Below are 13,042 nucleotides of genomic sequence, written 5' to 3'. Positions count from 1 at the left end.
CGGGCCGGTTGGGGCCCGCGGGCGTGGATCCCGGGGTTGGCCTCAGGGTTCAATCAGGGGCGACCCCCATAGCGGCGGCACCCGGGCAGGCACGAGGATTGAGGCATGAGAGAAGCATCAATGGAACACGGGTTTTTCCGCTGGGTGAGGGAACTGGGGCTGCAACGCGGCGAGGACCACTGGGTCGGCGGCGTCGCCTCCGGGGTGGCGCAGCGCTTCGGCATCTCCCCCATACTGGTGCGCGGCGCCTTTGTGGCGCTGTGCTTTGTCGCCGGCCTGGGGTTGCTGGTCTACGGCGTCGGCTGGGCATTGATGCCCGGTCCCGACGGCAAGATCCACGTGCAGGAGGCAATCGCGGGGCGCTGGAGCAGCGGCATGAGCGGGGCAGTGGTCTTCACCGTCGTCGGCGCCGTGAGCTCCCCCGCACTCTTCGGATGGTGGGACGGCGGCTTCTGGACGCTGCTGGTGATCGCGGGCATCGCCTTCCTGGTCTTTTCCCGGCGCGGAAGCTTCGCCGGGGGGACGCAGCCGCTCCGGACCCCGACACCGGCAGGTCCCGCCGACTTCCAGTCCGCCACGCCGCCGTCCACCGCGGCCCATTCCCCGGCCCCGGGCACCGCCGGCCCAACGCCGGTGGTCTCGGCAAACACGGTCATTCTTCCGGGCACCGTGCACGAGGGTCCCGAACCCCGGGGCGCGGCCGGAAATGCAGATGAACCGGGCAATTCCGGCGATCCCGACGATCCCGCATCAACGAACAAGCCCGCGGAGGCCGCCGACCCGGCGGGGACCGGGGCACCGACCACGCCGCTGCCCGGCACCCGGCCGGGAACCGGTCCCAACCCCCAGGAGCACACCATGCCACTGCTATCACCCGAGGCCCCCGCCTTCCCGGGTCGCGCGACGGGCCCCGGCAACCAGCCGCCTGCCGCCGGATTCGGCCCGCCGCCGACCGCCCCGCTCCCGGGTTCGGCCGCCCCGTGGCCCGGCAAATCGCCGAAGCCGGTGCGCCACAAGGCGCTGCCGGGCTATGCGGCAACCATTGTGCTGGGGCTCGCGGTGCTCCTGTTCGCCTTGGTCACCGGCCTGTCCCACCTGGGGCTGCTCGAGCTTCCGGCCGACGCAGTCGCGGTGGGGTTCGCCGTCGCACTGATCGTCATAGCCTTGGGACTCATCGGTGCGGCGCTGAACCAGCGCACCGGAGGGGCACTTGTCGGCTTCGGGATCGTCGCGCTGATCTTCTCCCTGCTCTGGGGCGGCGGATCGCTGCGCGATTCCGGACCCATGAACGGATTCATGGGAATCACCAGCACCGACGGCGACGGCACCACCAACGTCTTCAACTCCGGGGAGCTTGACCTGCGCTCCTACTCGACCATCACCTCCGACACCACCGTGAAGCTCGACAACGTCTTCTCCTCCATGGAGTTGACTGTCCCGGACAACATCCCGGTGGTCATCGATTCGCAGGGCGCCTTCGGCTCGATGCAGGTCAACGGGGCCAACACCGGAATCCGCGATGGCGAAACCGTGCTCAATGCCGACAGGGGCGGCCCCGAACTGCGCCTGGAGATCGACGGGGCATTCAGCAGCATCCAAATCAACGTAGAGAAGGCCGAGGTTGCACCATGAGCCAGCACACCGAACAACAGCACTCCGCGGGCGAGCCGGCCGGGCAGTTCCCCACCGGGACCCTGGTCTTCGGCCTGATCCTGCTGGCCATCGGCATCGCCCTGCTCGCGGGCCTGCTGCTGAACTTCCAGATCAGCGCGCCGCTGCTCTTCATCTCCCTTCTCGGCGGTGCAGGGGTGATCCTGATCGTCGCCGGCATCCTGGCCGCGCGCCGCACCGAGTGAATCGGGCAGCACCGCACCCGCAGTTCACAGCAAATTCCCGCCCCGGCATGAAAGACTTTGACACCATGGACACCTTTTTCAATTCCCTTCGCTCGATCCCCTTCCGCCGCGGCCCCAAGCGGATGGTCGCCGGCATAGCCGGGGGCATCTCCGAGAAGTTCGGCTGGGACGTCACCCTGGTCCGCATCGGGCTGCTGCTCAGCTTCCTGCTGCCGGTCCTGGGCATCGGGGCCTACCTCGTCGCCTGGCTGCTGCTTCCGGCGCAGGACGACACCATCGTGCTGCAGAAGCTGATCCGCAAGGTCAGCTAGGGCACGCCCGCACCGCGCACCACCCGGCCGCCCGCCGTCCCCCGCGCCACCAGGTGCGGGGACGGCGGGCGGCGCTGCGTGGGCCGGAAGGGCTCGCCCCGGCGTAGCACTTTGGCTTGGTGTTGGCGATCACAGGTGCCTGGTGGCTAGACTGGTGGCTGGCGAGCCCAGCGTCGCGCTCCATCACCACACCACCGCCCCGGCACCGCAACGCGCTGCCGCGGTGATCGAGCAGCGAAGGAATTGAGTGAGCATGCGCATCGGGATCATGACCAGTGGCGGGGACTGCCCCGGATTGAACGCCGTCATCCGCGGGGCCGTCCTGAACGGCATCAAGAGCTACGACCACGAGTTCGTGGGATTCCGCGACGGCTGGCGCGGGGTCAAGGACGGGGACTTCGTCGAACTCCCCCGCACCGCGGTCCGCGGCATCTCCAAGCAGGGCGGCACCATCCTGGGCACCTCGCGCACCAACGCCTTCGACGGCGAGAACGGCGGGGCGGCGAACATCGCCGCGACGCTGCAGCGCCTCGGCGTGGACGCGTTGATCGCCATCGGCGGCGAGGGCACCCTGGCCGGGGCCAAGCGGCTGACCGACGCCGGGCTGAAGATCGTCGGCGTGCCCAAGACCATCGACAACGACTTGGACGCCACCGACTTCACCTTCGGCTTCGACACCGCCAACCAGATCGCCGTGGAGGCCATCGACCGGCTGCGCACCACCGGCGAATCCCACCACCGCTGCATGATCGCCGAGGTCATGGGCAGGCACGTGGGCTGGCTGGCGCTGCACGCGGGCCTGGCCACCGGCGCGCACGCAATCCTGATCCCCGAGCAGTCAACCACCATGGAACAGATCTACGCCTGGGTGCGCGAGGCCCACGACCGCGGGCGCGCGCCGCTGGTGGTGGTGGCAGAGGGCTTCGTGCCCGAGGGCGCCGAGGGGGCGTTCTCCGAGCGCGGGCTTGACGCCTTCGGCCGCCCGCGCCTGGGCGGCATCGGCGAGCAGCTGGCCCCCTTCATCGAGGACGCCACCGGCATCGAGACCCGGGCCACGGTGCTCGGGCACATCCAGCGCGGCGGGGTGCCCAGCGCCTTTGACCGCGTGCTGGCCACGCGCCTGGGCATGGCGGCGGTGGATTCGGTGTCCGACGAGGCCTGGGGGTCGATGGTCTCGCTGCGCGGCACCAAGATCAACCGGGTGCCGTTCCAGGCGGCGCTGAACAACCTCAAGCGGGTCCCGCAGGACCGCTACGACGAGGCACGGATCCTCTTCGGCTGAGTCCCGCCGCCGGCGCCCGGGCGTTTTGCGCGCCACGGGGACCCTCCGGCGGCCCGCTCCTGCACTAGGCTCGAAACCGTGAATCTTGAATTCGGCACCCGTGCCATCATCGCGCTTTCCTGGGCCCGCGAGTTCGGCGTGCCCGACTCCGCGCTGCAGCCGGACCGCGCGCCCGTGGGCCTCTTCGTCCCCTCGATCGACACCGGACGCGTGGAGGTGCTGCACCTGGGCGACCACCGGGTGGTGCGCGCCCCGGAGGACTTCCTGCCGCTGCTGCGCGGCGCCTCCGAGCAGCACTTCGTCGACGACCGGGCGTTGCTGGGGCTGCTGCACGCCTCCGGGCTGGCCCCCTCGGTCCGCTCGCTGGGCGTCGACGCGCTGACCTACCTCGATTCGCCCTTCGAGATCGTGGACTCGGAGAACATCACCGTCTCCACCGACCTGGAGGACCTGGCGGAGCTGCGCGAGGGATCCCCTCACGACGACGCCGCGAGCACCGAGCTCCCCGACTGGGACCAGTGCTTCGTGCTGTTCTCCGACACCCGCTCCGAGCCCGTGGCGGGCGCCGGCTACTGGGCGCCGGGCGGGCTGCTGGCCGACACCACGGTGCTCACGCACCCGCACCTGCGCGGCCACGGCCTGGGCCGCTACGCCGCGGCGCTGGCGGTCGACGACGCGCTGGGCGAGGGATTGATCCCGCAGGCGCGCATCAAGGAAGGCCAGGACGCCGCCAGCGCCCTGGCCACCTCGCTGGGCTTCGAGCTGGTCGGGTCGCTGCTGAGCCTGAAGCTGCACCACGGGGCCTGAGCCGGGACTGCACAGGGGCGCGGGGTAGAAAAAGGTGCCGGGGCAATCGCGCGTGCGCGAAATCCCGGCCCCTTGGTGTTTTCCGATGCGGCGCTACGGCAGGATCGTGGCCCTCGGGATTTCGTTGGGCGTAATGGTGCCGAGCTTCTCGACATACGCGGTCAGGGCGCTGACATCCGCGGTGCCCTCGTCTGCCGACACCACGATCGGGGCGTTCAGGAACGCGCTCACGCCGTCACCGCCGTTGGTTGCCACGTAGTTGGTGATGGCCAGGGAGTAAGTGGCGCCCGGATCGACAGGCGTGCCGTCCTGAAGGACAACGTCGGTGATGCGCTGGCCTGCGGGGGCGAATTCCGAGTAGGTGAAGGTGAAGCCGGAAACCCGCGGGAAGCCCCCGTAGCCTTCGGGACTGGAGTCGACACCCTGGTTCAGGCCCTCGATCAGCTGTTCACCGGTGACCTCGATGAGCATCGCGCGGTTTCCGAAGGGGAAAACGGTGTGCAGGTCGCGCAGCGAGAGATCGCCGCCGTCGATCTCGGCGCGGATACCGCCGCCGTTCGCCCAGCCGAGGTCGGCCGTGAAGTAGTCGCGGAAGGCATCGGCGGCCAGCTCGCCCGCGGCACGGCGGCCAAAGTCGCCGGTCGCCGTCCCGATCGTCGCGTCGAGGCGCTCTTCCATGTCCTGCTCGTAGAAGGCGGCCCTTGCCGCCCAAGCAGGTTCCTCGGCCACCGATTCGTCGACGTCGTGCAGGACGGCGCCCGTGGTGATGTTGCCGCAGAGGTCCTTGGCGATGTCGATCTCGGCGACCACGCCGTAGTCGCCCATGCCGGTGACCATCAGGCGCCCGTCGCCCAGCTCGATCGCCTCGGCCGGGGACGAGCCGCTGTTCTCCTCACGCATGAGCACCTGGACTTCCGGGACCCGGTCCATGAGCTCGAGCCCTTCTGCCCGGTCGATCTGGCCGGAGACGACGATGACATCGACGTCCTGCTCCTGCAGCAGCTTCACCCCGGCCTGGGTGGATTCGAGGTAGGGCCGCTGGTCGAGATCGGCATTGGCGGAGCTGTTCTGCAACGAGCCGGTGAGGCCAATGACGCCGACCGTCAGCTCACCGGCTTCCACGGCTCCGGCCACGGCGCCGGGAAGGAACTCGCTGCCGTCCTTGTAGGCGAGGTTGGATGCAATCCACGGGAATTCCGAGGCCTTCACCAGGTCCAGCGCTGTCTCGAGACCGAAGTCGAAGTCATGCTGGCCGAAGGTGGCAGCGTCCACGCCCAGGTCGTTGAACGCCTCCACGAACGGGAACCCCTTGTAGACGCCGCCGAACAGGCTGCCTCCGGCCATGTCGCCGCCGAAGATGGTCGCAGGATTCTCGTTGGCGGCCTCGATGCCGTCCAGGACGGTGGCAAGGCGGGCAATGCCGCCACGGTAGCCCAGGGCGTGCTCGCGCGGGCTGCACTCATGGGCGTCCTGGAAGTAGGCCACGGTGCCTTCCCGGTACGGGACAGGCGGCAGGCCCGGTGCGTGGCACCGCCCGGCGCCCGTGCCCTGCCCCTTCCCGGGGGAAGCGGTTTTTGCGCCGTCCTGCTCGACTTTGTGTGTTTCCGCGGGGACGGCAAGGGCAGCGGGGGCGAGGGAAAGGGACAGCGCGCCGGCCGCGGCGGCGAGGGCGAGAACGCGCCCGAACTTGAAAGAAGACATGCGGGTGACCGTACAAGGTTCAAGTGAACGGTTGGAAAGCCCGGCATGAACGCACGACGGGCTGTCCCGTTGACCACCGGCTCAACGAAATAAGGACCGCACCGGGCCTTCCTGCCTGCCCGTCCACGCAAAACGCCCGACCGGGAAACCCCGGCCGGGCGTTTTAGGTGTATTACTGGTCCCGCCGTGCCGCAACGTGTTGCACAGACCCGTGGAAGACACGGATGGCTGGGCCCGTTCCAGCGTTTTCTAGCGCGGCGGACGGATGAAGCCGGTGAAGCGGCCGGCGATCTGCCCGGCCTCGGGAGTCACGATGATCTCCTGCTTCGCGGCGTAGCGCTCCTCGCCGTCCACGACCTCCAGCTCGAGCTCGGTGTCGATGTTGCGCTTGACGAGCGCCAACCCGACGGGCCCCGCCTCGAAGTGCGTTGCCACCGAGGTCAGCGAGCCGACGGCCTTCTCCCCCACCATCACCGGGGAGCCGAGGGCGGGCAGGGTGTGCATCGAGCCGTCCAGCTGCAGGAACACCAGGCGGCGCGGCGGGCGCCCGACGTTGTGCACGCGGGCCACGGTTTCCTGGCCCTTGTAGCAGCCCTTGTCCAGGTGGACCGCGGTGCGGATCAAATCCAGTTCGTGCGGGATGGCCTTCTCATCGGTCTCGAAGCCGAAGCGCGGACGCCAGGCGGCGATGCGCAGCGCCTCCACGGCGAGCATCCCGGCCAGCGGCAGGTCCGCGACCGCCCGCTCGAGTTCCGCCGCCGGCACGATGTACAGGTACCAGGGACGCTCGTTCCCCGGGTGTTCCGGCTCCGAGTAGGCATAGCCGCCGGTGGTGACGCCGGGCCACGGGTCGACCCAGACCGGGTTCTCCGCGAGTGCCGGCTGCGGTGCGCAGGCGCCCACGACGGCAAATTCCGCCGAGACGTCGGTGATTTCCACGCGCAACATGAAGCGCATGCGGGTCAGGAATGCGGCCAGCGGCTCGGCCTGTCCCGGCTCGACGATCAGCCAGAGCTTGTCGGCGCCGGCCAGCACGCGGATGTCGAATTCAATGCGGCCCTGCACCGTCAGCAGCAGCGTCTGGGTGCTTTGCCCCTCGGCCAGCCCGGTCAGAGCCTGGCTGGAGAGGGTGTTGAGCCAGGAGAGCCGGTCCTCGCCGGAGAGCGTGACCACGCCGAAGTGGGACATGTCTGCCACGGCCGCGCCGGAGAGCAGCCTGCGCTGCTCCTGGTTCGGTTCCCCGTAGTGGGCGGCGACGCCCTCATCGATCCCGGACGCGCCGACGGCGCCGGGCCTGGAGAGTAACGGCGAAATCGCCATGGTCATCCCTGCTTCTTGAGGGCGGCCGAGGCGTGTGCCTTGAGGTCGTTGCCGCCGGTGGATACGTCCCACCGCCAGTACAGATCGCCGTTGACCAGGCCGTAGATCCGGGTGGCCGACGCGTAGTCCTTGGCGTGGGTGCCGCGCATCACCAAGTCGGTGGCCAGCTGGATTTGCGGGCCCTTGATGACGCCGTAGTAAAGTTCGCTGATCGCCCCGGGGTGCGCGATGTTGGCCTGGATCTTGAACCCGCCCTCGTCCGTGCGCAAGTCTTCAACGTCTTGGGCCGAACGCAGGGCGGGAACAATGTCCCCGGGCGTCATTCCCGGGCCGAGATCGCCGTCCAGCATGGGGCGTTCGAGGGACCAGAACCCGGATTCAACGGTGAGCGGACGCAACGTGGTGCCCTGCTCGTCGGTGATCCAGGTTTCGGACCGGTATTCCAGGAACGGCAGCCCGTTCTGGGTGAAGCTCACGCGCTGGAAGAAAAATTCGTCGTCGGCTTCGCCTTCGCCAAGCCGTCCGGTCCCTTCCCAGGTCCCGATCAGCCACGAGAGCGGCACCAGTTCCGGGGTCAGGTCGGTGGGAATCTCGATTGCCATCGCGTGTGCTTCCTAGTGCTGTTTGTTCTTTACTTCTGGCCCTTGAAAAGGCGCGCAACGACGAGTCCGGCGAAGCCGGCCATGCCCAGGCCCGCCAGGGTCAGCAGCGAGAGGAAGAAGATTTCGAGTCCAAGGTATTCGTTCATGCCACCATCCTAACCGGTTTGGCGGGACCCCCGGGCCTTTCGTGACGTCGGCCGCGGCGCGCCCCACCGGGCCCTGGCCACTAGACCAGCAGCAGCAGGATGTACCAGGTCACCGATCCGCAGACCAGCAGCGGGGTCAGCGCCGCGGCCGCCATCTGGGCCGGCCCCTTGGGCCCGCCCACGGAAACCAGCATGGCCCGCGAGCCGACGACGACCAGGCCGCAGGCCGCGCCCAGCACCAACGCCGGAACCAGGCTGACACCCGGGTGCAACAGGCTGGCCGCACCGCCGAGCAGCACCGCCAGCACGAAGCCCAGCGGGAAGACGACGCGGTCCGGCAGCCGCAGCACCCCGGGGACCGCCGCCCCCAGGATGCCGATCCCCGCCATCAGGGAAAGGGCCGGCCCGGCCGGTTCGGTCCCCAGCACCGCCCAGCCCGAGCCGAAGGCGGCAACGACCATGCCGGTGATTCCCGTGGCGGCGGACTCCAGGCGCTTTTGTGCGTCGGTGCCGCGCACCAGCTGGGTGAGGAACATCAGGATGACGCCGGTGGCCAGGCACGGCGCCACCCAGCCCAGCCCGGGTCCCGACGGCGCGAAGAGGCCCAGCAATGTTGCCCCCGCACCGACCACCAAGATCACCAGGGACACCGGGTTGGGCGAGGGCACCTTCATCAGCCGCGGCCAGCCGACGGCGAAGGCGGCAAGCAGCACCAGGGTGACCCCAAGCACCGGCCAGGGCGTCCCGCCGGGCAGCTGGCTGGCCCCGACGACCAGGGCAAGGGCAATCGTTCCTGTGGCCAAAACTTTGAATCTCACAGGTTACATCCTGCCCTATCCGGCCCGGCACCCCGCCCGGGGGCACCGGGCCCGGCGCGTGTTGCGGGCTCGGAAACGTAATGGAAACGCACGGCAATCTATACTTCATTGTGTAAACACCGATTCACCGGGGGTTGCGCCGCACGTGTGGCCCGGCCCGCGGAATCGGCAACCCAAGCACCTGGGAGGGAAGGCATCGATGGCCGTCATCGCGCTATTGACCAACGCCCCGGGGCCCTCGGCCGACATCCTTCCCTCACTGGGACTGCTCTCCCACCAGGTCCGCGTCATGCCCGCCCAGGGGGCCGCGCTGCTGGCCACCGAGGGATCCGAGGTGGTGCTGGTCGACGGCCGCAAGGACCTGGCCGCCTCCCGCACGCTGTGCCAGTTGCTGCGCACCACCGGCATCGCCTGCCCGCTGCTGCTGGTGCTCACCGAGGGCGGGATGGCGGCGATCTCCGCGTCCTGGCAGGTCGACGACGTCATTCTCGACACCGCAGGCCCCGCCGAGGTCGAGGCGCGGCTGCGCCTGGCCCTGGCCCGGTCGGCCCCGGACGAGGGATCCACGGGTGCACCGATCCGCGCCGCGGGCGTGCTGATCGACGAGGCCAGCTACACCGCCAAGGTCCACGGTTCCCCGCTGAACCTGACCTACAAGGAATTCGAGCTGCTCAAGTACCTGGCCCAGCACCCCGGCCGGGTCTTCACCCGCGAGCAGCTGCTGCACGAGGTCTGGGGCTACGACTACTACGGAGGCACGCGGACGGTCGACGTCCACGTCCGCCGCTTGCGCGCCAAGCTGGGCACCGACCACGAACAGCTCATCGGCACGGTGCGCAACGTGGGATACCGTTTCGCCTCGCAACGCCACGAAAACGCCGAGAGCGTCGACGGCTAGGCGCCGCTGCGGCTATCTTAGGGATATGAACGCTGCGACGAATCCCGAAGTCACCATCGAAATGCTTGCCGGGGCCCCGGCGCCCGGCGTGCTCTCCGCACTGCACCTGCTGGTGGCCGCCGGAGAGGAAGCCGACGGCAACCCGCCGCTGAGCGAACAGACCCTTCTCGATCTGCGCACCGCCCCGGGATCCGGTGCCCTGCTGGGTGCCTACGCCTACCTGGACGAGGGGACCGACACGTCCTCGAGTGAATTGGTGGGCGCGGCCGTCGCGGTCCTCGGGACTCCCGACGCGCCGGGAACCCTGGAGATGGTGGTGCACCCCGCGTTCCGGGATTCGGGCATCGCCGGCGGGCTGCTCGGGGCACTGGCGGAGAAGACCGAGCTGGGCGGGCTGCGGGCCTGGGCCCACGGGAACCACGAGGCGGCGGCCAAGCTGGCCGAGCGCTTCGGCTTCGCCCCGATGCGCGAATTGTGGCGCATGCGCATGGTCGCCGGCACCGAGGTCCCGGCACCGATCGTGCCCGCGGGCATCTCCATCCGCGCCTTCGACCCGGCCACCGACGGCCCCGGCTGGGTTGCCGCGAACGCCGCGGCCTTCGCGCACCACCCCGAACAGGGCGCACTGACCCTCGAGGATTTGGCCGCCCGCATGGAGGAGGACTGGTTCGACCCCGCAGGCTTCCTGCTGGCGGTCGACGAAGCGGGCAGGATCCGGGGCTTCCACTGGACCAAGGTGCACCCCGCGGTGTCCTCCCCCACCACCGGGGAACACCAGGCCATCGGCGAGATCTACGTGGTCGGAGTGGTCCCCGAGGCGCAGGGCACCGGGCTGGGCAAGGTGCTCACCCTGGCCGGCATCGACTACCTCAACTCCCTGGGCCTGGACGCGCTGATGCTCTACGTGGATGCCGACAACACCGCCGCGGTCTCGCTCTACCGGAAACTGGGCTTCACCAAGTGGGATGTCGACGTCATGTACGCACCGGTTTCGGTAAGGTAGTTATCGACGCAATGCCGCGCGCCCTTCCGGCCTTGCCGCGGGCGCTCGGCATCTCCACCTCATCCACGCTAGGGGCAACAGCCATGGATCCGTACCCAGTCACCTCCGCATTGGGCATCACCGATGTTCCGGCGGCCCGGGCCACGCAGGACCGGATCGAGCTGCCCGACTTCGAGCCCTCGCCGTTGCCCGACGGCGACTTCGCCGACGACAGGTTCCTGGACCGGGAGCTGAGCTGGCTGCACTTCAACGCCCGCGTGCTGGAGCTGGCCGAGGACCCGGAGCTGGCACTGCTGGAGCGGGTCAACTTCCTCTCGATCTTCTCCTCGAACCTCGACGAGTTCTTCATGGTGCGGGTCGCCGGCCTCAAGCGGCGCATCGCCACCGGACTCGCGGTGCCCTCCGCCACCGGGCTGAGCCCGATCGACCAGCTGGAGATGCTGCTGGCCGACGCGCACGCGCTGCAGCTGCGCCACGCCGAGGTCTTCGCGCAGCAGGTCCGCCCCGCCCTTGAAAAGGAACAGATCCTGCTGGTGGGCTGGAACGAGCTCGACGAACGGGCGCGCGAGGAACTGCGCCGCTGGTTCATCGACCAGGTCTTCCCGATCCTCACCCCGCTGGCCGTGGACCCGGCCCACCCCTTCCCCTACATTTCCGGGCTCTCGCTGAACCTGGCGGTGGTGGTCCGCAACCCGGTGAGCGGCAAGGAGCTCTTTGCCCGGCTGAAGGTGCCCGACGTGATGGCGCGGCTGATCTCCGTGGACGGCCCGCGCGCCGGGAACTCCGCGGGCAGGGTCGCGCGCTTCATCACGCTCGAGGAGGTCATCGCGGTGCACCTGGAGCACCTGTTCCCGGGCATGGACATCGTCGAGCACCACTTCTTCCGCGTCACCCGCAACGAGGACCTCGAGGTCGAGGAGGACGACGCGGAGAACCTGCTCCAGGCCCTGGAGAAGGAGCTGCTGCGCCGCCGCTTCGGGCCCCCGGTGCGCCTGGAGGTCGTGGACGACATTTCCCCGAACATCCGCGCCCTGCTGGTGCGCGAGCTGGGCATCGAGGAGGACGAGGTCTTTGCGCTGCCGGCCCCGCTGGATCTGCGCGGCCTGGGCGTGATCGCCGGGATCGACAGGTCCGACCTGCACTACCCCAAGCAGCTTGCCCACACCTCGCGCTTCCTCAACGAGTCCGAGACCTCCAAGGCAGCCAACGTGTTTGCGGCGATGCGCCGCCGCGACATCCTGCTGCACCACCCCTACGACTCCTTCTCCACCTCCGTGCAGGCGTTCCTGGAGCAGGCGGCCGCGGACCCCAAGGTCATGGCCATCAAGCAGACCCTCTACCGCACCAGTGGCGACTCCCCCATCGTGGATGCGCTCATCGACGCGGCCGAGGCCGGCAAGCAGGTGCTGGCCCTGGTGGAAATCAAGGCCAGGTTCGACGAGCAGGCAAACATCACCTGGGCCCGGAAGCTCGAACAGGCCGGCGTGCACGTGGTGTACGGGATCGTGGGACTGAAGACCCATTCCAAGCTGTCCCTGGTGATCCGCCGCGAGGGCGACAAGCTGCGCCGCTACTGCCACATCGGCACCGGCAACTACCACCCGCGCACCGCCCGCTACTACGAGGACCTGGGCCTGCTGACGTCGGACGACGCGGTGGGCGAGGACCTCTCGCGGCTGTTCAACCAGCTCTCGGGCTACGCCCCGCGCTCCACGTTCCGGCGCCTGCTGGTCGCCCCGCGTTCGCTGCGTTCGGGGCTGATCGACAAGATCGAGGCGGAGATCGCCAACCGCAAGGCCGGGCTGGCCGCGCGCGTGGTGATCAAGGTGAACTCGATGGTCGACGAGGCTGTCATCGACGCACTCTACCGCGCCTCGCAGGCCGGGGTGGCCGTCGACGTGATCGTCCGCGGCATCTGCGCGCTGCGCCCGGGCGTCCCGGGCTTGAGCGAAAACATCCGGGTGCGCTCGATCCTGGGCCGCTTCCTGGAGCACAGCCGCGTGTTCATGTTCTCCAACGCCGGGGAACCGGTCGTCTACATCGGCTCGGCCGACATGATGCACCGCAACCTGGACCGCCGGGTCGAGGCGCTGGTGTCGCTGAGCAGCCGCGAGGACATCAACGACCTCGTGGCGCTGCTTGACCGCTACATGGATCCGCGCACCGCCAGCTGGCACCTGGACGCCGACGGCGACTGGACCCGGCACCACAAGGACGAGGACGGCAATCCGCTGGCCGACATCCAGTCGTGGCTCATTGATTCCCGTGCCCGCCAGCGCACCGTGGTCAGGCGCTAGC

General features: G+C 69.2%; 12 protein-coding genes. 8 read left to right on the top strand and 4 right to left on the bottom strand.

The genetic code is table 11. The features are described from left to right. Positions 1-105 precede the first annotated feature (105 nt). The 5 genes from KRR55_RS12390 (at position 106) to KRR55_RS12370 (ending at position 4,256) form a co-directional block, all read left to right on the top strand. Positions 106-1,632 carry a PspC domain-containing protein gene (locus KRR55_RS12390; RefSeq protein ID WP_217389401.1) on the top strand — a complete coding sequence of 509 codons (1,527 nt, stop codon included), beginning with the start codon at positions 106-108 and terminating at the stop codon, positions 1,630-1,632. Then, positions 1,629-1,856, top strand: a complete 228-nt coding sequence (locus tag KRR55_RS12385) for a hypothetical protein (RefSeq protein WP_217389400.1) — start codon at positions 1,629-1,631, stop codon at positions 1,854-1,856. Before KRR55_RS12390 ends, KRR55_RS12385 begins: the two co-directional genes overlap by 4 nt. Positions 1,857-1,921: 65 nt before the next feature. Further along, positions 1,922-2,167 carry a PspC domain-containing protein gene (locus tag KRR55_RS12380; protein WP_217389399.1) on the top strand — a complete coding sequence of 82 codons (246 nt, stop codon included), beginning with the start codon at positions 1,922-1,924 and terminating at the stop codon, positions 2,165-2,167. Between the two features lie 253 nt (positions 2,168-2,420). After that, positions 2,421-3,449, top strand: coding sequence for a 6-phosphofructokinase (locus KRR55_RS12375; protein WP_217389520.1), 1,029 nt, complete (start codon positions 2,421-2,423; stop codon positions 3,447-3,449). Between the two features lie 78 nt (positions 3,450-3,527). Next, a complete protein-coding gene (locus tag KRR55_RS12370; protein ID WP_217389398.1) occupies positions 3,528-4,256 on the top strand; it encodes a GNAT family N-acetyltransferase in 729 nt (242 codons plus the stop codon). 93 nt (positions 4,257-4,349) lie between these two features. Here the strand turns inward: KRR55_RS12370 and KRR55_RS12365 are convergent, their stop codons facing one another. From KRR55_RS12365 to KRR55_RS12350, 4 genes are all read right to left on the bottom strand, one after another. Continuing rightward, positions 4,350-5,957, bottom strand: coding sequence for a bifunctional metallophosphatase/5'-nucleotidase (locus tag KRR55_RS12365; RefSeq protein ID WP_217389397.1), 1,608 nt, complete (start codon positions 5,955-5,957; stop codon positions 4,350-4,352). 249 nt (positions 5,958-6,206) lie between these two features. After that, a complete protein-coding gene (gene ygfZ / locus KRR55_RS12360) occupies positions 6,207-7,277 on the bottom strand; it encodes a CAF17-like 4Fe-4S cluster assembly/insertion protein YgfZ (RefSeq protein WP_418888840.1) in 1,071 nt (356 codons plus the stop codon). 2 nt (positions 7,278-7,279) lie between these two features. Next, positions 7,280-7,879 (bottom strand): heme-binding beta-barrel domain-containing protein, encoded by a 600-nt coding sequence (locus tag KRR55_RS12355; RefSeq protein ID WP_217389395.1) that lies wholly within the window; start codon positions 7,877-7,879, stop codon positions 7,280-7,282. 226 nt (positions 7,880-8,105) lie between these two features. After that, complete coding sequence (locus KRR55_RS12350; protein WP_217389394.1) at positions 8,106-8,843, bottom strand: hypothetical protein; 738 nt, start codon at positions 8,841-8,843, stop codon at positions 8,106-8,108. Positions 8,844-9,042: 199 nt separating this feature from the next. Between KRR55_RS12350 and KRR55_RS12345 the strand changes: the two genes are divergently transcribed. From KRR55_RS12345 to KRR55_RS12335, 3 genes are all read left to right on the top strand, one after another. After that, entirely contained in the window at positions 9,043-9,741 is a 699-nt protein-coding gene (locus KRR55_RS12345) for a winged helix-turn-helix domain-containing protein (RefSeq protein ID WP_217389393.1), read from the top strand. 25 nt (positions 9,742-9,766) lie between these two features. Then, the gene (mshD, locus tag KRR55_RS12340) at positions 9,767-10,744 is read left to right on the top strand and encodes a mycothiol synthase (RefSeq protein ID WP_217389392.1); all 978 of its coding nucleotides are present in this window, start codon (positions 9,767-9,769) and stop codon (positions 10,742-10,744) included. Between the two features lie 83 nt (positions 10,745-10,827). Continuing rightward, on the top strand, positions 10,828-13,041 hold the full coding sequence (locus tag KRR55_RS12335; protein ID WP_217389391.1) for an RNA degradosome polyphosphate kinase: 2,214 nt from the start codon (positions 10,828-10,830) through the stop codon (positions 13,039-13,041). The last annotated feature ends 1 nt before the right edge of the window (position 13,042 follow it).

The organism is Paeniglutamicibacter quisquiliarum (assembly GCF_019084045.1).
Lineage (GTDB): Bacteria > Actinomycetota > Actinomycetes > Actinomycetales > Micrococcaceae > Paeniglutamicibacter > Paeniglutamicibacter quisquiliarum.
The sequence above is the reverse complement of the archived record's forward strand: the minus strand, read 5'-3'. Positions and strand labels throughout refer to the sequence as shown.